We start from the raw sequence: 26,440 nt of genomic DNA on the forward strand, positions 1-26,440 counted from the left end.
CGGTCCCCACCGGCCACCCGTCCGCCCGCCCGTCCGGCCGCCCGGCGATCACCGCTCCGCCGGTCAGCCCTCCGGCACCAGGACGACCTTCAGCGCCTCCCGCGCGTCGAAGAGCCGATAGCCCCGGGCCGCGTCGGCCAGCGGCAGCCGGTGCGACACCAGCGGGGCCGGGTCCAGCAGCCCGGCCCGGAGCAGGGCGATCACCCGGTCCCGGACCCGGATCGGGTTCCCCACCGCGAAGCGCAGGGTCGTCTCCCGGGCGAAAGCCTCCTTGGCGTCCAGCGGTACGGCCCGCGAGCCGTGCGATCCGACGGCGACGACCGTACCGCCGAAACCGACGTTCGCCAGGGCGGCGACGAGCGCGGCACCGGAGCCGACCGCCTCGATCACGGCGGCGGCGCCCCGGTCCGTACCGTCCCCGAGGGCCGGGCCGAACTCCCCGGGTCCGACGGCCTCGAAGCCCAGTTCGACGGCCTTGGCCCGGCGCCGCGGGTCGGTGTCGGTGACCACGACCCGGGCCGCGCCGAAGACCCGGGCGGACTGGGCCGACAGCAGTCCGACCGGCCCTCCCCCGACCACGCCGACCACATCGCCCGGGGTGATCCCGGCGGCCTCGGCGCCGATGTATCCGGTACTGAGGACGTCCCCGACGAAGAGCAGCTGATCATCGGTCAGATCGCCGGGTGACGGGGAGAGCACCACATCGGCGAACGGGACCCGGACGTAGTCGGCCTGGCCGCCGTCGAGCGCGGCCCCGGCCACGGTGTCGTAGCCGAACAGGGTGGAGTCGGGGCAGTGGTAGTGATGACCCCGGGCACAGCGCCCGCACCTGCCGCAGGCGACGATGTCGGAGGCGCCGACCCGCTGCCCGACGGCGTACGGGACCTCCGCGCCCGCCTCGGTGACGACGCCCACGAACTCGTGGCCGAGGACGCTCCCGGCCCGGAAGTCCGGCAGCTCGCCCCGGTAGGGATGCAGATCCGTGCCGCAGATCGCGGTCCGCGTCACCCGGACCACGGCGTCCCGGTCGTGCCGTACCCGGGGTACCGCGAGTCCGGTGTCGACCTCGATCTTCCCCGGCCCCCGGTAGACGACGCCCCGCATCATGACTCCGCTCCTTCGTCCGGGAGTGCGACGACCGCCCAGTCCTTGGCGGCCACGGTGACACCGAGGGCCCGGTGGGCGGTGGTGCCGTGGTTGATCAGTACGGCCGACCCGGTACCGGCCACGATCTCCAGTTCGGGGTCGGCGGAGTCGAGCCGCGGCCGGATCCCGGCCAGTTCGGCGATCCCCTGGTAGAGCCGGTGCCACGGGGCGGACTCCAGCCGCCCGGGGACGTCCAGGATCCGTTCCAGCGGTACGGCGCAGAACACGGTCCGCCCGGCCCCGACGGGATTGACCACGATCGCCGGGGTGCCGTCGGCGAAGGCCGCGACGGTACGGCCGGTGGTCGCCCGCAGGGTGACGGGGGTGTTCCCGCCGGTCTCCCAGTCGACCGGCCAGTCGGTGCCCAGCCAGCCGAAGGACGCCTTGCCCGGGTCGCCCAGGGCGAAATCGGCGATCTCGGCCCCGGTCAGCTCCTCGCCCGGAAAGCCGTGGTGCCGGTCGCCGAGCGAGATGTACACGGTGGCGCCGCCTTCGGCCGCCGCCCGCAGCCGCCGGACGTCGGTCAGGGTCAGCCGGTCGGCGGACGGGCAGATCACCAGGTCGTGACCGTCCAGGGGGCCGACGGCGAACCGGTAGTCGAGATGTCCGCGTTTGAGCAGCAGATGGGCGTAGAAGGCGGCGACGGTACCGACGCCGTGGTCCAGATACGACTGTGGCCGGGCCCGGACGCGTTCGGGCAGATGGACGGCGATCCGCGGCGGCCGGGGTCCGGGCGTCAGTTCGGCGGCCGACCCGGCCAGCCGGACCAGCCGGTCGAAGGCCGGTTTGGCGGAGCCGTCGAGCCGCCGCAGCCCGGCGAACCGTTCCGCCGGGCGGTCGCGGTACGGCTCCTCCTCCGACGCGATGTCCTGCCAGCACCAGGCCAGTACCCCGCTCGCGCCGTTGGCCAGTGCCGAGGCGGCGGACGCGGCCAGATATCCGGCGGCCGTCTCCTCGTCCACGGCGTAGCTGCCCAGTTCGTCCACGAGGGGCACCCCGTAGGCGGCGGCGTACCGGGCGAGGAACGCGTTGAGGCTGGTGGCCTTGTACGAGAGCGTCGACTCGATGGAGCCCGCCGCCCAGGCCGGGAAGCCGTGGACGCCGACCAGGTCGAGCGGGCCCGCGTTGTCGGCGGAGAACGGGGACGGGCCGAAGACGGAGAGCGCGTTGTTGGCCTGGAGGACGAGGGTGCCGGGGGCCTCCTGCCGCAGGGCGTCCGCCAGCCGCTCGTACCAGGACGCCACCTCGGCCCGGGAGAGCCCGTCGGCCTCGGCCGGGGCCACGGCGGAGATCTCGTCGCCGAGGTCGAACGCGAGGACGTTGCCGTACGGCCGTACGGTACGGGCGACCCGCCGGGCGAACGCCTCCTCGCGCTCCCGCAGCACCGGATCGCGCCACAGGCTCCGGCCGTCGCGCCACGCCGGGTCGAGCAGCTGCCCGTTCATGAAGATGGTGAACACCGACAGCACACAGTTCAGCCCGTGCTCGGCGGCGGTCGCGACGGCCTCGGCGAGCCGGGCGAACGCCTTGGGCTCGGGCCGCCCCTCCTCGGGTTCGAAGTCGCGCCAGAACAGGAAGAGCCGGACGGTGGTGAGGCCCGCCCCGGCCACGGCCGCGAAGTCGTCGCGGATCGCGTCGGCGTCCCAGTCGCGCCAGATCCGGCAGCCCGCCCGGGACGGGTGGTAGTTGACGCCGACCACGGGCACGGGCCGGCCGTCGGCATGGATCCGGCCCGTGTGCGCGGTGTACTCCATCGCTCTACCTCCGGGTCGCCCGGCGCAGGCCGGTGGTGACGGCGTCGGCGACGAACTCGGCGTCGTCGTCGGTCATCCGGGCGTGCAGCGGCAGGGTCAGCAGCCGGGGCGCGACGTCTTCGGTGACCGGCAGCGCCCGGCGGGTACTACCGTGCCGGTCGCGGTAGTAGGTGAACTGGTGGCTGGGCGGATAGTGCACCGAGGTCTGGACCCCGAGGGCGTTCAGCTCGGCCCGCAGCTCGCCCCGGTCGACCCCGGGCGGCAGCAGGGCGACGGCCAGATGGAGGGCGCCCTCGTCCGGGCGGGCGTCGAACGGGATCGGCAGATCGAGCCGCTTGCGGTAGATCCCGTTAATGGCCCGGCGGCGGGCCCGGTCCCGGCCGAGCCTGCCGAGCTGGACCAGTCCGATGGCGGAGGACAGCTCCGTCGGCCGGTAGTTGAGGCCGACGGCGGGTACGTCGTACGCGGCGCCGCCGGTCCGCATCCGTTCGGTGGTGTCGCTGGTCAGGCAGTGGGAGCGCATCGCCCTGATCCGGGCGAGGAGTTCCGGGTCGCGGGCGACCACCATGCCGCCCTCGCCGGTGGCGAGGTTCTTGGTGGCGAAGAAGCTGAAGCAGCCGATGTCCCCGACGGTCCCGGCCGTACCGGACGGGGTGGGGACGACGGGCGCGTGGGCGGCGTCCTCGATCAGCGGGATGCCGTGGGCGCGGCCGATCGCCCGCAGCGCGTCGAGGTCGGCCGGGTAGCCGCCGTAGTGCATGGCGACGATCGCCTTGGTACGGGGGGTGATCAGCCGCTCCACGTCGTAGGGGTCGACGGTGAGGTCGTCCGGGGAGCGGATGTCGGCGAAGACGGGCCGGGCTCCGTGCAGGGCGGTGACCTCGGCGGAGGCCACGAAGTTCAGGGACGGGGTGATCACCTCGTCGCCGGGGCCGATCCCGAGGGCCAGGACCGCGAGATGGAGGGCGGCGGTGCCGCTGCTGACGGCGACGGCGTCCGCGGCGCCCAGGGCCGTGGCGAACTTCTCCTCGAAGGCGCGGGTCCGCCGCCCGAGTGACAGCCAGCGCGAGGCGAGTACCTCCGTGACGGCCTCGATCTCCTCGGGGCCGACGGTGGTGTCGGCCACCGTCACCTTCCACCGGGGGTCGCTGTTCACCCTGTCTCCTTTCCCGTGGGGGCGGTCGCGGCGGGCGGCCGTCCGGTGAGGGCTTGGCGGTATCCGGCGGCCACGTCGTCGGCGACCCGGTCCCAGCCGAAGTCGGTACGGCTCCGGGCCAGTCCGGCGGCGCCCAGCGCGTCCCGCCGGGCCTCGTCGGTGAGCAGCCCGGTCAGAACGCCGGCGAGTTCGGCCGCGCCGGGGCCGACGATCACCCCGTCGACCCCGTCCCGGACCACTTCCCCGACGCCGGGGAAGCGGCCGGTGACCACGGGCCGGCCGCAGGCCCACGCCTCGGTGAAGACCAGTGGGAAGACATCGGCGGTGGTCGGCAGGGCGAGCAGGGCGCAGGCGGCCATGGCGTCGGCCTTCTCCTGGTCGGAGACGGTGCCCAGATCGAGGACCCGGGGATCGGCGCGGACCGCGGCCTCCGCCGGGTCCGCCGGGTCGGGGTCGCCGCCGGGTCCGATCAGGACGAAGGCGGTGTCCGGCAGCCGGTCCCAGACCTGCGGCGCGGCGGCGAGGAGCTGCCGGTAGCCCTTGGTGGCGATCCGGCGGCCCGCGAAGAGCACGATCGGCCCCCGGACGCCGTGCCGGGTACGGAACCCGGCCCGGTCGGGGCGGCCGGGGAGATCGGCGGCCTGGGTGATCCGCCGCATCCGGTCGGCGGGGGCGCCCGCGGCGCGCAGGGTGTCCTCCTCGGCCGCCGTCAGGGTGTAGATGACGGCGGCCCGTTCGCAGGCGGTACGGCCGAGTTCCGGGTCCGGCCAGAGCTGGGGGTCGGTGGCGGGGGTGAGGACGAAGGGGGCCCGGTGGATCCGGGCCGCGACGAGGGCCTGGCGGACGTACTCGGGCCGGCCGAGGTCGTAGGCGTGCACCAGGTCGTACGCCGCCGGTCCGGTGGGTTCGCCGTCGTCGGGCCCGGCGACCCGGACGGCCGCGCGGTCGAGTCCGGGGGGCGGTACGGAGTCGGTGACGGCGGTCATCCGGTGGCCGTTCGCCGCCAGCCGGGCGGTGGTGTGCCAGGCCATCCGCTCGGCGCCCGCGTGGGTGCCCCGGTAGCCGCCGAAGGCCACCTGGACCGCGATCACGAACGGGCCTTCAACCGCTCCGGACGGGCGGCGGCGTACCACTCGTAGGTCTGCCGGAGCCCGGTGTCGAGGTCCACCCGGGGAGTGTGTCCGGTCGCCGCGCGCAGGACCCGCAGATCGGGCAGCCGCCGGTCGGGGGAGCCCGGGGGCGGCTGGTGGATCTCCACCTCGGGTCGGGTGCCCGCGACGGCGAAGAGGCGTTCGGCGAGGGCGAGGGCGGTGATCTCCTCGGTGTCGTTGCCGATATTGGCCACCAGGGGTTCGCCGGCGGGCAGCCGGGTCATCGCGACGGTGGCCGCGACGGCGTCGTCGACATGGCAGAACGACCTGGTCTGGTGGGCGCCGTAGATCCGGAACGGGTTCTCGCCGTCCAGCAGCCGTTCGATGAACTGGGGGATGACATGGGCGTAGCCCATCCTCGGGCCGTAGACGTTGTGGTAGCGGCCGATCCTGATCCGGAACTCCCCGCCGCCGTGCAGCAGCAGCGCCTCGGAGACGACCTTGCCCAGGGAGTACGCCGCCCGGGGCAGCGCCGGGTCGGGCAGGACGTAGGGCACGGTCTCGGGTGCGGGCAGTTCGGCCAGCCCGCTGCGGACGGCGCCGTCGCCGACCTCGCTCGTGGAGCTGAGGAAGAGTGCCGCCGGTTTGTGGCGGAGCGCCCAGTCCAGCACGTTCATGGTGGCCAGGACATTGGTCCGCAGGACGTCGCCCGGGGCCCGGTTGCTCTGGCCGACGCCGACCTTGGCGGCCAGATGGTAGACGTGGTCGACGGGGGGCAGCAGGTCGTCGGGGACGGGGAGCCTGAGGTCGTGCCGGACGACCCGGGCGTCCCGGCGGACGGCGGCGAACTCGTCGTCGGGGCGGCCCCGGGAGTAGTCGTCGATCAGGACGACCTCGGTACCCGACCGGATCAGCTCCTTCGCCAGGTGGAGTCCGATGAACCCGGCTCCCCCGGTGATCAGCGCGCGTTCAGACACGGCCCAGCCTCAGGTAGGTGATGTCGGGGTGGTGGGCGAGGGCGGCTTCGAGGGCGCCCCACATGTCGAACACCACGCGCGGGGCGCGCATCCGGGAGCGGACGGCCTCGGCGGTGACGGCGGCATAGCCCGGGTGGTCGTTGAGGACGATGATCCCGTCGGCGTCGCGCAGCCCGTCGGCCAGGGCGACCGGTTCGAATCCCAGCTCCTCGACGGTCTCCGGGGGGACGAGGAAGTCGTGGGCGGCCAGGGTCGCGACCCTGCCCTTGAGGGCCTTCGCCACATCGGGGGAGGCGGCGCCGCGGACGTCGTCGGTCTCCGGCCGTCCCTTGTACGCGATTCCGCAGACCAGGATCTTGGCCTCGGAGAGCGGCCGGTCGGTGCCGGCCTCGTAGGCGCGGACGAAGCGTTCCACGGCGAAGGCGGGCACGCTCTCGTTGACCCGGCGGGCGGCCGTGACCATGGGGGCGTCGTAGCCGTGGGCCCGGGTGCCGTAGGTGAGGAGATAGGGGTCCTTGGTGAGGCAGCTGCCGCCGACGAAGCCGGGGCGGGCCAGGTCGGGCCGGGGGTAGTCGCGGTTGGCGGAGGCGATCACCTCGTCGGCGTCGAGGCCGAATCCGGCGGCCATCATGCTGATCTCGTTGCCGAAGCCGTAGAGCAGATCGGTGTGCGCGTTGCAGACCAGCTTGATCATCTCGGCGGTCTCCAGGGACGAGACCGGGACGTGCCTGGGGGTGATCAGGGCGTGCAGTTCGCGGGCGCGGTCCCGGGAGCGGTCGTCGAGTCCGCCGACGATCTGCGGCAGTGCGACGAGTTCGGCCAGCGCCCTGCCCTGGATCAGCCGCTCGGGACAGAACGCCAGCAGGGGTTCGGCGATGTGTTTGCGCAGCCGGGGCAGTACGGTCTCGCGGCAGGTCCCGACGGGGACGGTACTGCGGACCACGACCAGGGTGTCGTCCGCCATGGCCTCGGCCACGGCCTCGGCGGCGGCCTCCAGATGCCCCAGGGCCGGATGTCCGGTCTCGGCCGACATCGGGGTGCCGACACAGATGACGACGGCGTGGGGCGCGCGGTCCGGGAGGGTCGCCGAGACGGTGAGGCGGCCCTTCGGCAGCCCTTGGAGGAGCTCGGCGAGGCCCGGTTCGTAGAACGGCGACTCGCCCGCCGCCACGGTCCGGCGGGTCGCCGGGTTGGTCTCGACGCCGACGACGTCGACCCCGGCCGCGGCCAGCGACGCGGCCAGCGGGAGGCCCACGTAGCCGAGCCCCACCACCACTACCGGGCGGCCGTCCCGCCCGTCACCTGGTGTGCTGTCGGTCATCGGTTCTCCCCATTCCGCATCGCCGCGGTCTCCCGCAGCCGATGCCGGTCGATCTTGCCCATGCCTGTACGTGGCAATGCGGTGAGTACGTGGACGCGGTGCGGCACCTCATAGGGCATCAGCCGGGTCCGGCAGAAGGTGAGGACGTCGGCGGAGTCGTGTCCGGGGCGGAGTACGAGGGCGGCGTGGACCTCTTCCTCACCGGCCCGGCCCGGCGCCCCGAAGACCAGTACCTCACTCACCCCGGGATGTTCGGCGACCGCCTTCTCCACCCGGCGGGGACTGACCTTGCGCCCGCCGACGTTGACGAACGCGTCCTTCCGTCCGACGACGACGATCTCGCCGTCCTCGCCGATCTCGGTGAGGTCCCCGCAGGCGAGATAGCCGTCCTCCGTCGGGGGCGGGGCGCCGCCGTCCGCGTACCCCTCGAACATCGTGGAGGTACGGACCAGGAGATGGCCCCGGCCGGACCGGGAGGCCGGGGCGCGGCCGGTCCGCAGCCGCCAGTCGACTCCGGGCGCCATCGCCCCGGCGCTCTCCTCGGCCCACGGCTCGTCCCGGTCGTAGCCGCAGGCGATCAGGCCGGTCTCGGTACTGCCGTAGACCTGGTGGACGGGGACGCCGAGCCGGTCGCCGGCCGCCCGGGCGGCGGCGCCCGCCAGGGGCCCGCCGGAGGAGAGCGCGACCCGGACCCGGCCGCGCGGCCCGGTCCGCGGCAGTACCGGGGTCAGCAGTTGGTACACCAGCGGGGTGCCGAGCAGTACGGTGCTGCCCGCGTCGAGGGCCTCCAGGGCCGCCCCGGGCCGGAACCGCGACATGGTCCGGAGCCCGGCGCCGGAGACCAGTGCCGTGGCCAGCGCGCCCACCAGGCCGAAGGAGTGTGCCAGCGGCACCATGGCGAGCACGGTGTCGGCGGGGGTGATCCGGTGGATGTCCCGGTAGAGCGCGCCGCCGGTGAGGGTGTTGCGCAGGGTCTGCCGGGCGATCCGGGGTTCGCCGGTACTGCCCGAGGTGAGCTGGAGGACGGCCGTCGCGGGGTTCTCCGGCGGCGGTGGCGGGCCCGCCGGGGCGGGTTCGTGCACCAGCTCGTCGAAGGTGCGCCGGTCGAGCCCGGGTACGGGCGCGACGTCGGACGGGCCGACGAGTCCGGCGAGCGGCAGCCGGTGGACGACCGAACCGGCCTCGCCCAGATGGGAGTTCTCCCGTTCGACCAGCAGGGTGTCGACTCCGGCGATGAAGAGCCCCAGCATGGTCGCCACACAGGTCGGCGTGTTGTCCACCAGGACGATCACCGGTCCCGGCGGCCGGTCCCGGGCCGTCAGACGGGCCGCCGCGTTCAGCGCCGCCGACAGCAGCTCCGTACGGGTCATGCTCTGCCAGGCGGCGCTGCCCCGGGTGCTGACGGCGATTCCGTGCGGGTCGCGGGCGGCTGCGGCCCGCAGCAGTCCGACGAGGGACGGGGTCGTCGGGGGCGGCCCGGACCGCCCGGGATCATCGGGCTGTTCGGACCGGCCGGGCCGGTCCGGTGAACCGTCGTCGGTCATCGGCCGCCCGTCCGGCTCGTCGTGCGGTGCGACCGTACGACTCCGGCCAGCGCGGCCGGGCTGGCGTCCTCGAAGACCGCCAGCAGCAGATCGGCGTGGAGCCGGTCGGCCGCCTCGGGGTCGGCCGGTTCGAAGCGTTCGGTGAGCCGGGCGATCAGATCCACGGCCCGCAGGGAGTCGCCGCCGAGGAGGAAGAAGTCGTCGGCGGGTGCCAGGGGCCGGCATTCGAGTACGGTCCCCATGTCCTGGGCGATCTCGTCGGTCAGCTCGTCCGTCGCCTCGTCCGTCGCTGGATCGTCGTTCGTCACAGACCCGTTGGCCTCTCTCGATGCCGTGCCGGAGTGGAGCAGGAGAACCGGTGTGCCGGGTTCGTCGGGCCGGTCTCCCGGCCCGTGCCGGGCCGGGGCGCCGCCGTTGCGTAAATAGAGGTCCGGATCCGCCGCGAAACAGCGCTTGGCCTCTTCGTATCTTTCCGGCGTCCCGATGTCGTGCCACCGGTCGGTGAAGGAATAGATGTGGACCCGCCGCCCGCTTTCTATCATCGACGCGACCAGGTCCGGCATGTCAATGACCTGTCCTGGAATGATGGCTTCGAGTACGGCCGGATCGGCCACATAAATCCCCGCCGATATATCGAGCCGAAGCGTCGGTTTCTCCCAGATCCCGGCCACTTCGCCGTCCCGGACGTCGAGGACGCCGAAGCCGATCGGCAGCGGGCGGCGGAAGGACGCGACGGTGAGCACTCCGCCGCTGTCCTTGTGCGTCCGGTACAGCTCGGCGAAGTCGAGCGCCGTCAGGACGTCCCCGTTCATGACGAGGGCCGGGCCGTGCCACCCGGCGACCCGGGCCAGCGGCGCCGCGGTGCCCAGGGGGCTCGGGTCGGTGCTGTAGTCGATCCGGACTCCCAGCGGCTCCCCGTCGCCGAACTCGGCCCTGATCTGGTCCGCCAGATGGGAGACACAGAGGGTGATATGGCTGAAACCGGCACCTCGGAGCCTTCGGATGATGACTTCGAGGATGGAGTACCGGCTGAGCTGGAGCAGGCCCTTGGGCCGGTTCTCGGTATAGGGCCTGAGGCGGGTGCCTTTGCCTCCGGTCAGGATGATCGCTCGCACTGGGGCCTCCCCGTGTCGCCTCGGTCATCGCGACGGGATCAAGGCTGGCGGCCGGGGACGGTCCGGGGAAGCCTCGAACGGCCGCACCGGGGAGCCTAGCCAAGTGGCCATGCCCGTACTGACCGTGGATTAAGTCCGGGCGCCTTCCATACACTCGTCGCCGACCCTCACGGAAACACGAATCCTGGGCAGGTGGACCTTGCTGGTGCGCTCGGTTGAAGAGGTCGTGGGAAGTGAATGCGATGTGCAGTGGGGTAATGGAACGAGCCGCCGGCTCGTGGTGCGGGCGGATCAATTGGGATTCGGCCTGACCGAGACCTATGTACAACCCGGCAGTGAATCGTATCTGCGCTACGACAACCATCAGGAAGTCTGCTACTGCGTCAGCGGATCCGGTTCAGTGGAGACCGAAGAAGGCGTTTTCGAGATCAAACCAGGGACGCTGTACGCGCCGGGAGTGGGCGAGCCGCACATTCTCCGCTCACAGCACGGGATGACGCTGATGTGCGTCTTCTCTCCGGCCCTGCACGGATCCGAGACCCATCTGCTCACCCCCGGTGTGCATTCGAGTTACTAGGGACGGGACGGTTCCGTGGCCGAGTCACCGACCCGGTGCGATGTCGCCTTCTCCGGCGAGCGGTCCGCCGCCGGACCGGCGACCTGCGCACAACGGCATATGTGGGATCTGATCCGGCGGCGGATGCCGGACTCCGCGTTCTACCACCAGCTCCACTGGGCGAAGCCGTCGCCCGGGAGCAGCATCTCCGATATCCGGGCCGTCCTCGGCGAACTGGTGAGCCGCCATGAGTCGCTGCGTACGGTCTACGGCCCCGGCCCGGACGGCGGACTCCGCCAGCGGGTCCGAAGATCCGGCTCGGTCCCGGTGGACCTCCTGCCGGTCGAGGGCCGGGCGGGACCGGCGGATGCGGCCGGGGCGGTGTCGGCCTGGGAGGCCGGCGTCCGGGCCGCCGGGTTCGACCACGGCTGCGATCCGCCGTTCCGGGCCGCGATCGTGTGCCGGGACGGCGAACCGGTCCGTACCGCCTTCCTCGTCTCCCATCTGGCCGCCGATCTGATGGCGTTACGGGTGGTCGAGGGCGAGTTCGTCCGGCTGACGGCCGACCGGGCGGCGGGCCGGACCCCCGCGCCGCCGCCCCCGTTCCGCCAGCCGCTCGACCAGGCGGAGTTCGAACGTTCCGAACGGGGCCGACGGCTGCTGGACCGGGCCGACCGCTACTGGCACGACCAGCTCGCGGCGCTGCCGCCGACCATGTTCCCGACCCCGGCACGATCACCCACGGAACCGGAACCGGAGCCGGAACCGGAGGCCGCCGGGCCGCCGTTCCCCAGTACGGCCCTGTTGTCACGCGCCGTCGCCCTCGCCCTGCCGGTGCTCGCCGAGCGCTACCGGTCCGGCAGTTCGGCGGTCCTGCTCGCCGCGGTCTCCCTGCTGCTGGCCCGGCGCGGCGGACTCCCCCGGTGCGGGCTCCGGCTGCTGGTCGCCAACCGGAGCGACCCGGCGTCGCGCGGCACCGTGGCCAATCTGCATCTGGAGGTCCCGGTGACCGTCGACGTGACGGGCGAGACCTTCGAAGACGTGGTGCGCTCGGCCCGGGTCGCGGCCCTGCGGGCCTATGCCAACGGGCTGTACGACCCCGGGCGCGCCGAGCGCGCGGTCCGGGAGCACGAACGGGCGCGGGGCGTACCGATCGATCTCTCCTGCTGTTTCAACGACGCCCGCGCGGTCCGGGAGGACCGGCCGGGGCCGGTGCCCCCGACCCCGGCGGAGATCCGGGCCGCGACGGCCGAGACCACCGTCGGGGACGGCGATCTGCACGAGGCGGAGCGTTTCTTCCTGGTGGTCCACGACGATGTGCCCGGCCGGATCCAGCTGGTCCTCGGCGCCGACCCCGGGGTCCTTCCCCCGGCGGCCGTCCGGGCGTTCCTGCGGGCCGTCGAACGGCTGCTGGTCGACCTCGCCGGGGACGGGCCGGGCCGCGCGGAGCGCGCCGGGGCCGCCGCGCGGGGCACCCCGGGACGGCCGTGACGAAACCGAAGACGAAGCCGGTGCCGGTGCCGGTGCCGGTGCGGAGGAGCGGCGGACACCGGTACCGGGCAGCGGACCGGACGACACGAGGTGGTGGCAGATTGGGCGTCGACGAGGAGATCCGCTGGTGGCCGGCGGTCGAGGTGGCCCGGGCCGTCGCCGCGCGCGAACTGTCGGCCCGGGAGTATCTGTCGGCGCTGCTCGCCGCCGTCGAGCGGGACAACCCCCGGCTCCGGCTGGTGGCGACAGTCTGCGAACGGGCCGGGGAGGCCGCGGCGGAGGCGGACGCCGCGACCATGCGCGGTGGCCCGCTGCCGCCCCTGCACGGGGTGGCGATGACGGTCAAGGACTGCTTCTCCACCGCCGGTACCCGGACCACCGGCGGCGCGGCGGCGCTCTCCGCCCACCGGCCCGTCCGGGACGCCGACGCGGTGGCGGCGCTGCGCCGCGCGGGCTGTGTCGTCTTCGGGAAGACGAACCTGCCCGAGTACTCCGCCGACGTGCAGACCCACAACGAGCTGTTCGGCACCGCGCGCAATCCGTGGGATCCGGCGTTCTCGCCCGGGGGCTCCTCCGGGGGTTCCGCGGGCGCGGTCGCCGCCGGGTTCACCCCGGTCGAGCTGGGTTCCGACGTCGCGGGCTCCATCCGGCTGCCCGCCTCGCACTGCGGGGTCCTCGGGCACCGGCCGAGTTTCCGTACCGTACCGACGTACGGACACGTCCCGCCGCTGCCGTTCGCCCATACGGTCCCGGATCTGACGGCGGCCGGTCCGTTCTCCCGTACCGCGGCCGATCTGGTGGCGGTCTTCGAGGCGGTGGCGGGCCCCGACTCGCGCGACGCGCCCGGCTGGCGGCTCGAACTGCCCCCGGCCCGGCCGGTGCGCAGGGTCGCGGCCTGGTTCGACGATCCGTACTGTCCGGTGGATCCGGACGTCCGCCACGTCCTCGAACGTGCGGCGGACCGGCTGGCCGACACCGGGGTCCTGGTGGAGCGGACCGTCCCCAGGGGGGTCCGGCTGGACGCGAGCGACCGGGTCTTCCGGTCCCTGCTCGCCCCGGTCGCCTACGGCCGCTACTCGGTCCGCGACGCCGCGGCGATCGCCCGCGGCGAGCGGAGTCCGGGTGCGGAGCTGGGCGCCGAGCACGTCGGCCAGACCCACCGCTCCTGGGCGGAGGCCGACGGCAACCGGGCCCGGCTACGGCTCCACTGGCGCCGGTTCTTCGAGGAGGCGGGATACGACGCGATCCTGCTGCCGGCCGGCCCGACGGCGGCGCTCCCCCACGACCACCGGCCGCTCGCCGACCGGCACATCGTGGTCGGCGGCCGGCGCCGCCCCTACTGGGACCAGATCGTCTGGGCCGGACTGACCGGGGTGTGCGAGCTGCCCACGACGGTCGTCCCCGCCGGGCTGACCCCCGGCGGGCTGCCGGTCGGCCTCGCGGTGACCGGGCCCTATCTCGGCGACCGTACGACCCTCGCCCTCGCCGGGGCCCTGGAACGCGTACTGCCGCCGCTCGGCCGTCCCCCGGTTCCCGCACCCCCGACGCACACCACCTCCGGGAAGGCAGAAGACCATGCCCGACACCATTGACCTGGTCGTCCCGAATATCGTCGAGTTCAATCTGAGACGCGGGCTGCTGGACCTCGACCCGGGGGTGGAGCGCGACCTGGCCGAGCACGGGACGAACCTGGCCGACCAGTGCGTCTTCTGGAGCGACCGGGAGCGGGTCCTCGTCCTCCCGGCCGGATACTCCGCCGACTGGCTGGCCGATGTCCACGCCGGGCTCGGTTCGGCCGTCCCCCCGGTCGTCGCGCCGGAGCCCGCGACCGGACGGCTGGTCCAGGATCTGCTGGCCGACGAACGGGCCCTCGCCGAGCTGTCGGCCGCGCTCGGCGGGGCGCGCGAGGTGCGGTTCGTCTCCTGGGGCGCGGAGCCCGCCCTCTACGCCCTGGCCACGGTGCTCCGCGCCCAGGGCCGTACGGTCCGGCTGGACGTCCCGGCCCCCGGGGACGCCTGGGCCTGCGAGTATCTGGAGTCCAAGCAGAGCTGTGCCGATCTCGCCGCGCACCTGCCCGGCTTCCGGGTCCCGAAGGGGCTCTCCGTCACCGGCTGGGAGCAGCTCAGGGGTGCGATCGGGGCGATCGCGGGCGACGGCGGCCGGGCCGTCGTCAAGAGCATGTACGGCGTCGGCGGTTACGGCTCCGCCCTCGCCGGGGGCGGGGCCGACGGCATCGCCCGGTTCTGGCAGACCCTGCGGCGGGATCCCTTCTTCGGTACGTTCCCGCTCGCCGTCCAGGAGTACGTCGAGCACACCCCGGAGTGTCCGGCCGTGGACGTCCTCGTCACCGGCGAGGGCCCGCCCCGGCTGGAGTACAGCGTCCTGGGCGTCGACGGGCTGCGGTACCGCAGTCTCCTGCTCGGCCCCGATGTGCTCGAACCCGGGCCGAAGGAACGGATCACGGCGCTCGGTACGGCGGTCCACGGCTTCGCCCGGTCCCTCGGTTTCCGGGGCTGGCTCTCCGTCGACTGTCTGCTCGGCCTCGACGGGGAGCTGTACGTCACCGAGATCAACGCCCGGCGCACCGGCGCGATGCACGCCATCGCGCTCGCCGAACGGTGGGCCGGGGAGCGGGTCGTCGTCCACTCCCACGACGCCCTGCCGCTCCGGCTCGCCGGCGTCCCCTCCTACACCGCGCACGTCCGCCCGGTCTTCGAGGCGCTGTGGGCGAAGGGCGTACGGGCCTATCCGACCACCGTCCGCGCGCTCGGCCGGCACCGGCCGTCCCTGGGCGTGATCGTCGGCGCGGCCGGTGCCGAGGAGGCCGAGGGCATCGCCGAAGAGATCCACCGGGCCGTCAACGCCGCCGTGGCCGGGGCGGTCGCGCCCCTCGCCCGGCCGACCGCGGGGAGCCGCTCATGACCACGGCCACGACCTCCACCACGACCCCTGCCGGAGGGGTTGGTACCGACGCGCGGGACCGGGGCCTTCCGGTGGTGAACCCCGCGACCGGACGGGTCTTCGCCCATGCCCCCGTCTCCACTCCGGAAGGGCTCGACCGGGTGGTGGACGCGGCGGCCGGGGCCTTCGGCTCCTGGTCGGCGCTGCCCCCGGCCCGTCGGCGGGCCCTGCTGCGGCGGTGCCGTACCGTACTCGCCGACCACGAGGGGGAGCTGGCCGGACTGCTCACCCGGGAGCAGGGCAAGCCGCTGCGGGACGCCCTTCGGGAGGTCCGGTCGGCGGCCGACTGGTTCGCCCGTACCGCCGCCCTCGGGCTGCGCGGACGGCGGCTGGTCGACGACGGGACGTCGGAGATCACCCTCCAGCGGGTGCCGTACGGCGTGGTGGCCGCGATCGCGCCGTCCAACTTCCCGCTGCTCCTCGCGGTCTGCAAGATCGCCCCGGCGCTGCTCGCGGGCAATACCGTCGTCCTCAAACCGGCGCCGGAGACCCCGCTGTCCAGTCTGCTGATGGTGGAACTGCTGGCCGGGGTGCTGCCGCCGGGCACCCTGGGCGTGGTCTGCGGCGACGGCGCCGTCGGCGAGCGGCTGACCCGGCACGAGGCGGTCCGGCTGATCTCGTTCACCGGCTCGATCCCGGTCGGCCGGGCCATCGCGGGGGCGGCGGCGGCCGGTCTGAAGGGGATCGTGCTGGAACTCGGCGGCAACGATCCGGCGGTCGTCCTGCCCGACGCCGACCCCGAGGAGGTCGCGCCGCGGCTGTTCGCCCACGCCATGGCGAACAGCGGCCAGTTCTGCGCGGCGGTCAAACGGGTCTACGTACCCCGGGCGCGGCACGACCGCTATGCCGAGCTGCTGGGCGCCCTCGCCCGGTCGGCGGTGGTCGGCGACGGCGCGGACCCGGCGACGGAGCTGGGCCCGCTGGTCTCCGCCGCCCAGCGGGACCGGGTCGCCGCCCTGGTCGAGGGGGCCGTGGCCGCCGGGGCCCGGCTGGTGGCCGGCGGCACCGTACCGACCGGTCCCGGCTGGTTCTATCCGCCGACGGTCGTCGCCGGTCTGCCGCCGGGGACCGAGCTGGAGGCGGAGGAGCAGTTCGGCCCGGTGATCCCCCTGGTGGCGTACGACTCCGTGCCCGAGGCCGTCGAGCGGGCCGGGGCGGGTCCCCACGCGCTCGGCTGGTCGTTCTGGGGCGACGAGCGGGAGGCCCGTGAACTGGCCTCCCGGGTGGAGTGCGGCACCGTCTGGATCAACACCCACGGCGATCTCCGGCACGACGTCCCCTTCGGCGGGCACCGGGAGTCCGGCGTCGGCGTCGAGTACGGCTCATGGGGGCTGCTGGAGTTCACCCGGATCAAGGTCCGCAACATCGCGGTCCGCGAGCGGTCACGGACCCCCTGAGACCTCCCGGGGCCCGGGGCGGGCCGCCGCTCCCCGGCGGCGGCGCCGAACCGCCCGAACCGGCCCCGCTTCCCCGCTCCCCCGTCCCGTCCCCGCACCACCGACCCCCGTCCGTTCCCCGCCACCGACCCCTGTCCACCCCCCGTACAGGCACCCGCAACAGGCTTGGAGAAACGCCATGACCGAAGTCAGCCCCGATCTCGCCGAGCACGCCTTCGACGCCCCCGATCTCACCGGCGTCAATGTGTTCGTCGGCGGCCCCATCCAGCACGCGCTGGGCGGCGCGACCGGCTTCCACTCCCCGCTCCGGCACGCGATCCACGACATCATCGAGGCCGCCACCGCCGCCAACGCCACGGTCTTCTCGGCCCATGTGGCGGAGAAGTTCGGGGTCGACACCCCGCTGTTCACCCCGGACCAGGTCAGTGTGCGGGACTTCAACTGGATGCGGCGCTGCGACGTCTTCGTCCCCGTCCTGCCGGTGGTGGACGGTGAACTGCTCCGTACCGACGGTACGCATATCGAACTGGGCTGGGCCTCCGGCCAGGACAAGCCGATCGTCATGGTGACCCCGGTACCGCTGGCGGAGAACGCCAGCCATCTGCTGCGCGGGCTGCCGATGGTGGGCCGGGTGAGCGTGGTCGACCTGGCGCACGCCCAGCGGAATCCGGACTCGCTGATACGGCTGCTCGCCGCGGTCACGGGCAAGGTGACGGCGACCACATGACCACCGAGGCCGACAACGCCCTCGTGACCCGGGTCCTCGGGATGAGGCTGGTCTCCCCGGTCGTGGTGGGTTCGGGTCTGCTCACCGACCAGGAGCGCAATATCCGCCGGCTGCTGGAAGGCGGAGCGGGCGCGGTGGTGACCAAGACCATCCATCCCTCGCCGCCGTCCGGCGGTGACGAGCGGCTGCTGCGGCTGCCGACCGGGATGCTGAACAGTACGACGTACTCGCGCCGGAGCGTCGACGACTGGCTGGCGATCGTCCGCAGGCTCTCGGTCGACGGGCTGCCGTTCATCGCCTCGGTGCACGCGGACACCCCGGCCGGGCTGGCCCGGCTCTCCGAACAGGTGACGGCGGCCGGAAGTCCGGCCCTGGAGCTGGGGATCTCCTGTCTGAACGACGAGGGGTACGGGGAGGACACACCCGAGCGGGTGGCCGCGTACACCCGGGCGGTCCGCCGGGCCGTCACCGTGCCCTTCAGTGTGAAGCTCGCGGCGGGCGAGGGCCTGATCCCGCGGGTGGAGGCCGCCGTGGCCGAAGGCGCGGACGCGATCACCCTCAGCGACACCATCGCGGGCCTGGCGGTGGAGGCGGCCACCGGACGGGTCCATCTCGGCGGGGCCTACGGCTACTCGGGCCCCGGCATCAAACCGCTCGTCCTGGCCGAGATCTACGCCCTGCGGCGGCGCGGGATCCGGATCCCGGTCCTGGGCGGCGGCGGGGTCCAGGCCGCCGGGGACGTGATCGAGTATCTGAGTGTGGGGGCCGACGCCGTCCAGGTGTACACGACCCTCCACCAGGACATGCACGGCACGCTCGACAAGATCTGCCGGGGGGTCGACGACTGGCTCAGCGGTACGGGGCTCTCGGTGCCCGATCTCGTCGGGCGCAGTCTCACGGCGGCCCCGCCGAAGGAGACCGGAGGCCCCGGGACCAGGGCCGCGAGCGGCAACGGCAACGGCACCCCGGCGGTCGCCGCCGGAGCCGGGGCCGCGCGCGGTCCGGGGTCCGGGAGCGGTGCCGGGCCCGGGAGCGGGGGGCCGCGGTGAGCGACCGTACGTCCGCCGCCCCCGCCCCTCGGCTCTACGGCGATCTGACCAGTACCGAGGTGGAGTCCGCCGTGCGCGGCGCCACCCTGGTCTGGCCGATCGGCGGTCTGGAACAGCACGGACCGCATCTGCCGCTCTCCGTGGACCTCGACATCCCCGAGGCCATGGCCCGGCGGATCGCCGCCGAGCTGGACGGATTCCTGCTGCCCACGCAGCCGGTCTCCGCCCGGTCGCTGCCGCAGAGCGGCGGCGGCGCGCACTGGCCGGGCACCCTGCATCTGCGGGGCGCCACCCTGATCGACAGCCTCACCGACACCCTGCTCTCCCTGGCGCCCCTCGCGCCCGGGCGGCTGGTGATCGTCAACGGCCACTACGAGAACGAGGCACTGCTCTTCGAAGCCATCGAGGGCTGCCGTCCCAAGGCCGCCTTCCCGGAGACCGAGATCACCGCGTTCAGCTGGTGGAGCATGGTGCGGGACGACTGGATCGCCGGGCAGCTGCCCGACTTCCCCGGCTGGCACGCCGAGCACGCCGGGCTCACCGAGACCAGTCTGATGCTCCATCTGCGCCCCGAGTCGGTCCGTCCCGACCGCCCGGAGCACAAGACACCGCCACCGGCCGGGATCTACCGCCATCCCGTGGACGCGGCCCGGATGTCCAACCGGGGTGTCCTGTCGTCCACCACGGGTGCCTCCGCCGAGCTCGGGGCGCTCCTCTTCGAGGAGGTCGTGACGAACGTCCTGGCCGCCGTGGCGTGACCCCGGGAGCGACCGCCGCGCTTCCGGACGTCCGGCCCGCCCGTGAGAACGGAGGGAAGGATCACCGGCCCCGGGTCCCGGGCCGGTGATCCCCCGGACCCGCCGGGTAAGGTTCGCCTTACCTCGTATCGTTCCGGGATCTGGAGGCTCGATGAACCGGCGGACCGTCAAGGGCGGAGCCGACGGCCCGATATGGGGGGTCGCCGAGTACGGAGACCCCTCGGGCCGCGTACTCCTGCTCCACCACGGATCGATCGGATCCGCCGTGCTGCCGGACTTCTGGGACGAGTACGCACGGGCCGCGGGCGTCCGGCTGATCGCCGTCGAACGGCCCGGCTACGGTCTGACCCCGCCCCTGGAGATGCCGTCGATCGCCGCGTGGGCCGCGCTGATGGAGCCCGTACTCGACGCCTGCGGCGTCACGGAGTTCGATGTGGCCGGGATCTCGGCCGGTGCCCCGTACGCCTACGCGCAGGCCGCCGCGCCCGGCTCCCGGGTCCGCCGGGTGTGGGTGCTGAGCGGGCTGCCGTACGTCGACGACGACGGCGTACGGAGCCACTGCCCGGCCGAGGCCCTGACGGTCCGGGCGTTCTACCGCGACACCCCCCGGGACGAGCTGATCGCCCACTTCACCGAGGCCGCGCCCGGCTGGGCCGAAGCCTTCGCCGACCATCCGACGGCCCGGACGGCGCTGGCGGAGATGGCCGGACACGGCTATCTGGGCCCGGCCCGTGAGGTCGAGCTCCAGACCAGGCCCTGGGGCTTCGTGCCCGGGGACATCACCCGGCCGGTACGCCTCTGGCACACGCCCGACGACGACATCGTGCCGTACGAGGCGGTGAGCGCCACGGCCGCGCTGCTCCCGGACGCGGTCCTCACCCGGCAGCCGGAGCCCACCCACGTACCGAGCGATACGACGGTACGGGCCCTCTTCGCCGAGCTGGCCGCCGGGTAGCCCGCCCTCCGGCGTCCACCGGTCCTCCGCCCCGCCTCCATCTCACCTGGTCGTCTCTGGTCATCATGCCGTTCTTCATACCGCCGTCGCGGAAGGTCTCCTCGGTGCGTGCCGCCGTCGTACGGCGAGCTCCGCGCGGTCTGGACGGGCTCGCCGCCGGACTCCTGGCCGCAGGGCTGCTCGCCGTGGTCACCGGGGTACTGCCCGAGGCCGCCGCGGCCGACGCGACGGCCCGGGTGGCGCCCCTGCTGGTCTTCCTCGGCTCGGTGATCGTGCTGGCGGAGCTGACCGGCCGGGCCAGGGTCTTCGACGCGATCGCCACCGGGGTGGCGCGGGCCGGACGCGGCAGCTATCCGCGGCTCTTCCTGCTCTGTGTGCTCTTCGCCTCCGCCGTCACCGTCACACTCAACCTGGACACCACGGCGGTCCTGCTGACGCCGGTGATGCTGGCGCTCGCCGCCCGGGTCGGGCTGGCCTCCGTACCGCTGGCGATGACCACGATCTGGCTGGCGAACACGGCCAGCCTGCTGCTGCCGGTCTCGAATCTGACGAATCTGCTCGCCGCCGACCGGGTGGCGCTCTCGCCCGCGGAGATGGCCGCCGCGATGTGGGCGCCGCAGCTGGTCGCGATCGTGGTCACCACGGCGTGTCTGTGGGGGTTCTACTGGCGGTCGGCGCACCGGGAGCTGGGCGGCTACACCCCACCGCCCAGGCCGGTGCCGGACGATCCGGTGCTGTTCCGGGTCTGCGCCCTGGTGTGCGGGGGCTTTCTGCTGGCGCTTCTGGTCGCCGACGTGCCCCTGTGGTCGGCGTCGCTGACGGCGGCACTGGTCGTGGTGGTGGCGTTCGCGGTCCGGCGGCGGGAGGAGCTGTCCCTCTCCCTGGTCCCGTGGCGGCTGCTGGTGCTGGTACCGGGGATGTTCCTGGTGGTGGAGGCCGTCAACGCCCGGGGGCTCGACTCGCTGCTGACGGCGGCCATGGGCTCGGACGACGGCCTGGTCGGGATGCTGCGCTCGGCGGCCGTGGGCGCGGGTGTCTCCAACGTGCTGAACAATCTGCCCGCCTATATGGCCGGTGAGGCGGCCGTGCCGCCGGCGAACGAGAACCAGTTGCTGGCCCTGCTGGTGGGGGTGAACGTGGGCTCGGTCGTCACTCCCTGGGCGTCGCTGGCGACCCTGCTCTGGTTCGAGCGGTGCCGGGGGCACGGTACGGCGATCGGCCTCGGGCGCTTCATGGGGACGGGTCTGGTGCTGGCGGTGACGGCGACCTCGGCCGCGACGGTGACGCTGGCGCTGGTGGTCTGAGCGCCGGCGCGAGGTGCCGGGGCCTGTCGCGGGCCGGGGCGGGCCGAGCCGTCGGCGGGCGTCCGTACGGGCCGCCGGGGTGTCGTCAGCGGGTGTCGCCCCGGGTGATGGCGCGCAGGGCGGGGAGTTCCCCGGCCAGGGCCGGCTCATGGGTCCTGGCCAGCGCTGTCAGTACGAGGGCGACCGCGACGGCGCCCGGGTCCGGCAGCCCCCGGGAGCGGTCACCGGTATAGCTGGCCCGGCCCCGGCGGGCGGTGAGGGCCGCCGTGGCGCCCGCCCCTTCGATCGCGGCGCGGGCGGCGGCGGTCACGGTCCGGCCGGGATCGGCCGTCGGGGTGAGTTCCAGGGTGTCGGCCGCCGGGGCGAGGGCGTCCACGAGGGTGCGGTCGCCGGGTACCGCGCCGCCCAGGGCGGTGATCCTGAGCAGGGCCTGGCGCAGGGCCGCGGCGATGGCCGGGAGGTCGGCGGGGGCCCGGTCGGCGGTGGTGGCCAGGGCTGTGAAGAGGATCCCGAAGAGCGGCCCGCTGGAGCCGCCGACCCGGTCGCGGAAGGTCTCGGCGAGGGCGCTGGCGCCGGGGACGCCGGAGCGTTCGGTGAGCCGTACGGCCGCCGCGACACCGCCGCAGAAGTTGTCGCCGAAGTCGCCGTCGCCACTGGCCTGGTCGAGTTCGGTGAGGTCGGTATGGGTGAGGGCGCAGATCCGGTGGAGTTCGCCGAGGAATCCGCCGCCGGGCCGGGCCGGGGGCGTACCGGCCGCACCGGGGAAGCCGCCGGTCGCATGGGCGGCGGCAGGGGCGGGCGGGGTGACCTCGCAGGCCCGGGCCGCCGCGGCGCCCGGCAGCCGCAGGGGGGTGTCGGTGGGCGCGTCCCACAGTTCGGCCCAGCCCGGCTCCAGGGCCGTCAGGGTGATGCTGAAGCCCGCCATGTCGAGGGCGGTGACATAGGTCCCGGCGGCGAGCGCGTGGACGGCGATCCCGCGCGCCCGCAGGTACTGGTGGACCAGCGCGCTGACGATACGTATCTCCAGATCGCTGGTGCTGCCCAGGTTGGAGACGACCGCGATCACCCCGTGCGGCCCGGCGGGCACGTCCGCCAGGAGTTCCTCGGTCATCCGGGCTACCAGGAGTTCGACCCCGTGCGGGCCGGTGACGGTATGGGCGGCGCGCTCGCCGTGGATGCCGACGCCGTAGTCGAGTTCATCGGGCCGGAGGTGGAACGCGGGCGATTTGAGTACCGGTGAGGTGTGCGCCCGGGCGCAGACGGCGAGGCTGCGGGAGGCCAGGGCGACCCGGCCGCCGAGTTCGGCCAGGGCGTCGAGGTCGGCGCCCCGGTCGGCCAGGGCGCCCAGCAGCTTCTCCACCACCACGGTGGCGCCCGTTCCGCGCCGTCCGGCGGCCGTGCCGTCGGTGGCGAGGTCGTCGTCCACGACGACCTCGGCGACCTCGACGCCCGCGGCGCGTATCTGCTCGGCGGCGAGGGCGAAGTTGATCCGGTCGCCCGTGTAGTTCTTCACGATGTGCAGCACTCCGGCGCGCTCGCCCAGGTCGGCGGCGGCGAGTGAGGCGGCGGCGATCTGGGCGCTGCCGGGCGAGGTGAAGATGGCGCCGGGGACGACCGCGTCCAGTCCGCCCGGGCCGAGCAGACCGGCGTGCAGGGGTTCGTGTCCGGCGCCGCCTCCGGCGACCAGGGCCACCCGCCGCTCCGGGGCGGGCCGTCTGGCCAGCAGATAGAGGGGTTCCACGGACAACGCGATCCCGGGATGGGTGAGGGCGAGTCCTCGACCGGCCGTGAGAACGGCCTCGTCAGCGGGGAGAAAGTAGCTCATCGCACCTCCAGTCGGGTGAAACCACTGGCACGACGGCGCCGTTGGGTGCGGTACGCGACGATCGCGCGCGGGCGCCGGGCGCTTCGCCTTCTGGACGACTGTAAGCCGCGCGGAGCGGATCGGCGCGAGCAAGGGGGCGTACGCATCGGCGCCGCCCCGGGCGGGAAATCCCCTATTCCCCGGCCCCCCGTTGCTTCGGCCGGAGATCAGCCGGTGCCGTGGCGGTCCCGGCTCGTCCAGCCACTGATCCAATTACCGAGTTCCTGGTCCGCGAGGGAGGAGACCCAGGCATCAGCCAGCTGCAGTCCCTCCGGCGGCGGATTCTCCCCGATACCGATCACCGGCATTCCGGCGCAGACCGCGGAGCGAATTCCGCAGAGGGAATCCTCAATGGCGAGGCAGTCCGCGGGGTCGAATCCGCACCGCGCGGCGGCCTCCTCGTACACATCGGGTTCGGGTTTGGGGCGGACCGGGCCCCCGGGGACGACGACATGCCGGAAGTGCCGGAGCAGTCCGGCGCTGTCGAGGCAGCTCTCCACCACGTCCTGGGGGCAGTTGCTGGCCACCGCGATGGGTACCCGGCCCGCCGCGGAGGTGACCACTTCGGGCGCTCCGGGGCAGGTGGTGGGCTCGGCGGCGGCGAAGGCCCGGAAGGTCCGCAGCAGGTCCTCGGTCATCTCCGCGGCCTTTCTCGGCCGCCCCGCCATGGTGGCCATGAGCCGGCCGCACTCGGTGTAGTGCACCCCCTGGGCCAGCTCGGCGAACTTCTCGTCGGGGACCACGCGATGGTCGTCCAGCACTTTCCGTCGCGCGTCGATCCAGTGCCTCTCACTGTCGAGCAGGGTGCCGTCACAGTCGAACACCACAGCCCGTGGAGACCATTGAGGACTTCTGTTTTTGAGCATGCAACCACCTTCCCGATGGCTTCAGCGGAATCGAACTCCGAATGTCGTGAGCGCTACTCAGGCGCTTTACCGGCGCGCATCGAAGGCGGGCCGTACCGGAGTCGACAAAGTGACTCCTGGAAAGTTATTTGCCACTACAGCCGGAGTCAAGATGCATTCCGAAAGTGACACAAACCGAAGATGCCCGGCCCCGAACAGCAGGTAAATTAAGTCCTATCATCATTCTTCGGCACCCCGGCATTTCGGGAATATTGATTTTGTTTCAGCGCGAAACTGAGCGCTTGATCGATGCATATATGTCCCCCGGGATTATGTTCCTGAAAGGAAGGAAATCGACACGCCGGGGCACGCGGCCCGGTCCGGGGGCGGCTTCCCGGGTGCGGGCACGCCGGGCGCGGGGGACCATCGAAGAGGTGCCGGGGGGCGTCACCGGGGGGTGCGAGCGTCGCGAGCGGACCCGAGGAGGGCCCAGAGATGGTGCCGAAGCCGGATACGGATGTCGTACGGGAACTGGTCGACCGCTACGACACACTGACGGCGGAACCGGCCGCTCGGGCGGACTCCTCGATCCGGCTGGAGGGGATCGTCTACACCCTCTGCGTCATCACCGGGACCCGCCGGGAGTCACAGGCGCTCACCGCCGCGCGCGGACTGCTCTCCACGCGCGGCGGAAGCCGAGGGCTGCCCGGAGAAGGGGGAGCGGCCTACTTCCAGCCGTAGAGCATGTACGGCGCGTACGGGTCGCAGTAGTAGTCGGGGATCAGCCAGATGCTGACCAGGTACTGGCCGGTCGACTGACAGGCCGAGTACGACGGGTGCGTCCCCATCGGGACCCACCCGGAGGCCGCTCCGGACGCCGCCCGCGGGGCGGTGGGAGACTGCGCCGCCTGGGCGGCGGGCGCGGTCAGCAGTGCCGCACCGGTCAGGGCCAGCGCCGCGCAGACGGCGGAGAGCCGGCCTGCCGGGGAGAGCTTTCTGGTCAAGGACATGACGAAGTGCACTCCTTTTCCTGTTGCCCCGGGGGCCGCCGGGGCCGACCCGAGCTTGGCGGCGTTCGGGGCGCGGGGCAACGGGAAGCGCGCGTTCCCGTTGAGGGGCACAGGAACGGGCAGGCGTTCAGCCGGTGGCCTCCGGCGCGCGGCCGGGCCTCCGCCGGACCAGCCAGACCACCGTGGCGATCGCGATCAGGGCCACACAGCCGGTGAAGATCAGCCCCGCCCGGACCAGTCCGAGCGTGACGGCGAGCGCGCCCACCCCGATGACCGGGACCGAGATCCCCGTATAGGCGACGACGAAGAACGAGGAGACGGTGGCGGCCCGGTGGGCGGCGGGCGCGGCGCCACTGACGGCCGTGAGCCCGGCGCGGAAGGCCAGCCCCTGGCCGAGTCCGCCGCACATGCCGCCGATGATCAGCAGCGGCAGGGACCGGGCCCACAGCGAGCCGCCGACCATCAGCACTCCGGCGACCAGGACGAGACAGCCGAGCGGCAGGGCCGGATTCGGCCCGGCGGTCGCCGGGATCCGGGGTGTCAGGGCCTGTCCGGCCGTGGAGGCCAGGAAGACCGCGAAGACGACCGTGCCGCAGACCGCGAGATTCCGCTCCCCCAGCGTCTCGGCGAGAAAGCTCGGCGCGACGGCCGTGAAGAGCCCCAGCAGGGAGAAGCCCGCGAACGCGGCGACGGCGGCGGGCGCGAAGACGGGCCGGACCTCCGGCGGGACGTACAGCCCCTGGGGTACGGGCCGGGCCCGGGGCCGGGGGTCCGGCACGGTCTCGGGGAGCAGCAGCACCACGATCACGGCCGCGGCCAGCAGCCCGAGATGGACCAGGAAGGGCAGGGTCAGCGGGGCGGGCGCGTACTCGGCGAGGAAGCCGGAGAGCAGCGGTCCGCAGCCGAGTCCGCCCATATTGGCGGCGGTCGCGGCGAATCCGGCCCGGGAGCGGTGGGCCGGGTCGGCCAGCTCCAGCACGGTCACGGTGCCCGCCCCGCTGAGGAGTCCGGCGGAGAAGCCGGAGAGCACCCGGCCCGCGTAGAGCAGCGGCAGCCCGTCCGCCAGCAGGAAGCATCCGGCGCTGGCCGCCGCGAAGAGCAGGGCGGCCAGGAGTACGGGCCGCCGGCCGGCGCGGTCGGAGTGGTTGCCCACCAGGAGGAGGGTGAGGATCACCCCGACGGCATAGCTGGCGAAGACCACGGTCACGGTCAGTTCGGAGAAGCCGAGTTGTTCCCGGTAGAGCCCGTACAGCGGGGTGGGCAGGGTCGTGCCCGCCATTCCGGCGGCGAAGACCCCGGCCGCGGCGAGATATCCGGGGCGGTGGCGCGGACGGTCGGCGGGGGTGCTCGCGGCAGCGTTCGCGGGGCCGGGCTGACGGTGGGTCATGGCGGTCAGCCTAGGGACATCGACCGTCTTCT

The 26,440-nt window shown here is 73.5% G+C and carries 23 protein-coding genes; 11 read left to right on the forward strand and 12 right to left on the reverse strand.

The features are described 5' to 3' along the window. Positions 1 to 63 precede the first annotated feature (63 nt). The 8 genes from ABZ714_RS21810 to ABZ714_RS21845 are packed head-to-tail and all read right to left on the reverse strand — an operon-like array spanning position 64 to position 10,104. Positions 64 to 1,107 (reverse strand): alcohol dehydrogenase catalytic domain-containing protein, encoded by a 1,044-nt coding sequence (locus ABZ714_RS21810; protein WP_358826943.1) that lies wholly within the window; start codon positions 1,105 to 1,107, stop codon positions 64 to 66. Continuing rightward, positions 1,104 to 2,900, reverse strand: a complete 1,797-nt coding sequence (locus ABZ714_RS21815; protein ID WP_358826944.1) for a hypothetical protein — start codon at positions 2,898 to 2,900, stop codon at positions 1,104 to 1,106. The genes ABZ714_RS21810 and ABZ714_RS21815 overlap by 4 nt, the downstream gene beginning before the upstream one ends. A gap of 4 nt (positions 2,901 to 2,904) precedes the next feature. Next, entirely contained in the window at positions 2,905 to 4,056 is a 1,152-nt protein-coding gene (locus ABZ714_RS21820; protein ID WP_358826945.1) for a DegT/DnrJ/EryC1/StrS family aminotransferase, read from the reverse strand. Beyond that, the gene (locus tag ABZ714_RS21825) at positions 4,053 to 5,147 is read right to left on the reverse strand and encodes a glycosyltransferase family 4 protein (protein ID WP_358826946.1); all 1,095 of its coding nucleotides are present in this window, start codon (positions 5,145 to 5,147) and stop codon (positions 4,053 to 4,055) included. The genes ABZ714_RS21820 and ABZ714_RS21825 overlap by 4 nt, the downstream gene beginning before the upstream one ends. Beyond that, positions 5,144 to 6,124: an NAD-dependent epimerase/dehydratase family protein gene (locus tag ABZ714_RS21830; protein WP_358826947.1), complete on the reverse strand. Its 981-nt coding sequence runs from the start codon at positions 6,122 to 6,124 to the stop codon at positions 5,144 to 5,146. Before ABZ714_RS21830 ends, ABZ714_RS21825 begins: the two co-directional genes overlap by 4 nt. After that, on the reverse strand, positions 6,117 to 7,445 hold the full coding sequence (locus ABZ714_RS21835; RefSeq protein WP_358826948.1) for a nucleotide sugar dehydrogenase: 1,329 nt from the start codon (positions 7,443 to 7,445) through the stop codon (positions 6,117 to 6,119). Before ABZ714_RS21835 ends, ABZ714_RS21830 begins: the two co-directional genes overlap by 8 nt. Further along, positions 7,442 to 8,989, reverse strand: coding sequence for a fatty acid--CoA ligase family protein (locus ABZ714_RS21840; RefSeq protein ID WP_358826949.1), 1,548 nt, complete (start codon positions 8,987 to 8,989; stop codon positions 7,442 to 7,444). The genes ABZ714_RS21835 and ABZ714_RS21840 overlap by 4 nt, the downstream gene beginning before the upstream one ends. Beyond that, positions 8,986 to 10,104: a sugar phosphate nucleotidyltransferase gene (locus ABZ714_RS21845; RefSeq protein WP_358826950.1), complete on the reverse strand. Its 1,119-nt coding sequence runs from the start codon at positions 10,102 to 10,104 to the stop codon at positions 8,986 to 8,988. Before ABZ714_RS21845 ends, ABZ714_RS21840 begins: the two co-directional genes overlap by 4 nt. Before the next feature lie 205 nt (positions 10,105 to 10,309). Here ABZ714_RS21845 and ABZ714_RS21850 point away from each other — a divergent pair, with 205 nt between their 5' ends. The 10 genes from ABZ714_RS21850 to ABZ714_RS21895 all read left to right on the forward strand — a co-directional run bounded on the left by ABZ714_RS21850 (position 10,310) and on the right by ABZ714_RS21895 (position 21,302). After that, positions 10,310 to 10,681 carry an ectoine synthase gene (locus ABZ714_RS21850; protein ID WP_358826951.1) on the forward strand — a complete coding sequence of 124 codons (372 nt, stop codon included), beginning with the start codon at positions 10,310 to 10,312 and terminating at the stop codon, positions 10,679 to 10,681. Between the two features lie 15 nt (positions 10,682 to 10,696). Beyond that, on the forward strand, positions 10,697 to 12,151 hold the full coding sequence (locus tag ABZ714_RS21855) for a condensation domain-containing protein (RefSeq protein ID WP_358826952.1): 1,455 nt from the start codon (positions 10,697 to 10,699) through the stop codon (positions 12,149 to 12,151). Positions 12,152 to 12,252: 101 nt separating this feature from the next. Beyond that, the gene (locus ABZ714_RS21860; RefSeq protein WP_358826953.1) at positions 12,253 to 13,743 is read left to right on the forward strand and encodes an amidase family protein; all 1,491 of its coding nucleotides are present in this window, start codon (positions 12,253 to 12,255) and stop codon (positions 13,741 to 13,743) included. Further along, positions 13,727 to 15,073 carry a hypothetical protein gene (locus tag ABZ714_RS21865; RefSeq protein WP_358826954.1) on the forward strand — a complete coding sequence of 449 codons (1,347 nt, stop codon included), beginning with the start codon at positions 13,727 to 13,729 and terminating at the stop codon, positions 15,071 to 15,073. Before ABZ714_RS21860 ends, ABZ714_RS21865 begins: the two co-directional genes overlap by 17 nt. Beyond that, entirely contained in the window at positions 15,070 to 16,509 is a 1,440-nt protein-coding gene (locus ABZ714_RS21870; protein ID WP_358826955.1) for an aldehyde dehydrogenase family protein, read from the forward strand. The genes ABZ714_RS21865 and ABZ714_RS21870 overlap by 4 nt, the downstream gene beginning before the upstream one ends. Before the next feature lie 178 nt (positions 16,510 to 16,687). Beyond that, positions 16,688 to 17,236, forward strand: coding sequence for a hypothetical protein (locus ABZ714_RS21875; protein WP_358826956.1), 549 nt, complete (start codon positions 16,688 to 16,690; stop codon positions 17,234 to 17,236). After that, complete coding sequence (locus tag ABZ714_RS21880; protein ID WP_358826957.1) at positions 17,233 to 18,285, forward strand: dihydroorotate dehydrogenase; 1,053 nt, start codon at positions 17,233 to 17,235, stop codon at positions 18,283 to 18,285. Before ABZ714_RS21875 ends, ABZ714_RS21880 begins: the two co-directional genes overlap by 4 nt. Further along, the gene (locus ABZ714_RS21885) at positions 18,282 to 19,043 is read left to right on the forward strand and encodes a creatininase family protein (protein ID WP_358826958.1); all 762 of its coding nucleotides are present in this window, start codon (positions 18,282 to 18,284) and stop codon (positions 19,041 to 19,043) included. The genes ABZ714_RS21880 and ABZ714_RS21885 overlap by 4 nt, the downstream gene beginning before the upstream one ends. Positions 19,044 to 19,194: 151 nt before the next feature. Continuing rightward, the gene (locus ABZ714_RS21890; protein ID WP_358826959.1) at positions 19,195 to 19,998 is read left to right on the forward strand and encodes an alpha/beta hydrolase; all 804 of its coding nucleotides are present in this window, start codon (positions 19,195 to 19,197) and stop codon (positions 19,996 to 19,998) included. 140 nt (positions 19,999 to 20,138) lie between these two features. After that, positions 20,139 to 21,302, forward strand: a complete 1,164-nt coding sequence (locus tag ABZ714_RS21895) for an SLC13 family permease (protein ID WP_358826993.1) — start codon at positions 20,139 to 20,141, stop codon at positions 21,300 to 21,302. A gap of 85 nt (positions 21,303 to 21,387) precedes the next feature. Here the strand turns inward: ABZ714_RS21895 and ABZ714_RS21900 are convergent, their stop codons facing one another. Both ABZ714_RS21900 and ABZ714_RS21905 read right to left on the reverse strand, forming a co-directional pair. Next, positions 21,388 to 23,127 carry a dihydroxyacetone kinase subunit DhaK gene (locus ABZ714_RS21900; RefSeq protein ID WP_358826960.1) on the reverse strand — a complete coding sequence of 580 codons (1,740 nt, stop codon included), beginning with the start codon at positions 23,125 to 23,127 and terminating at the stop codon, positions 21,388 to 21,390. A 206-nt stretch (positions 23,128 to 23,333) separates the two neighbouring features. Next, positions 23,334 to 23,993, reverse strand: coding sequence for an HAD family phosphatase (locus tag ABZ714_RS21905; protein WP_358826961.1), 660 nt, complete (start codon positions 23,991 to 23,993; stop codon positions 23,334 to 23,336). A gap of 513 nt (positions 23,994 to 24,506) precedes the next feature. On the opposite strand from ABZ714_RS21905, the gene ABZ714_RS21910 reads away from it, so the two are divergent. Beyond that, positions 24,507 to 24,752: a DUF5133 domain-containing protein gene (locus tag ABZ714_RS21910; protein WP_358826962.1), complete on the forward strand. Its 246-nt coding sequence runs from the start codon at positions 24,507 to 24,509 to the stop codon at positions 24,750 to 24,752. Here ABZ714_RS21910 and ABZ714_RS21915 read toward each other — a convergent pair. Beyond that, positions 24,737 to 25,021, reverse strand: a complete 285-nt coding sequence (locus tag ABZ714_RS21915; protein ID WP_358826963.1) for a hypothetical protein — start codon at positions 25,019 to 25,021, stop codon at positions 24,737 to 24,739. The two genes, ABZ714_RS21910 and ABZ714_RS21915, sit on opposite strands and share 16 nt — an antisense overlap. A 127-nt stretch (positions 25,022 to 25,148) precedes the next feature. Beyond that, positions 25,149 to 26,408, reverse strand: coding sequence for an MFS transporter (locus ABZ714_RS21920; protein WP_358826964.1), 1,260 nt, complete (start codon positions 26,406 to 26,408; stop codon positions 25,149 to 25,151). Positions 26,409 to 26,440 lie beyond the last annotated feature (32 nt).

The sequence above is a fragment of the Streptomyces sp. NPDC006798 genome (genome assembly GCF_040635975.1).
Taxonomy (GTDB): Bacteria; Actinomycetota; Actinomycetes; order Streptomycetales; family Streptomycetaceae; genus Streptomyces.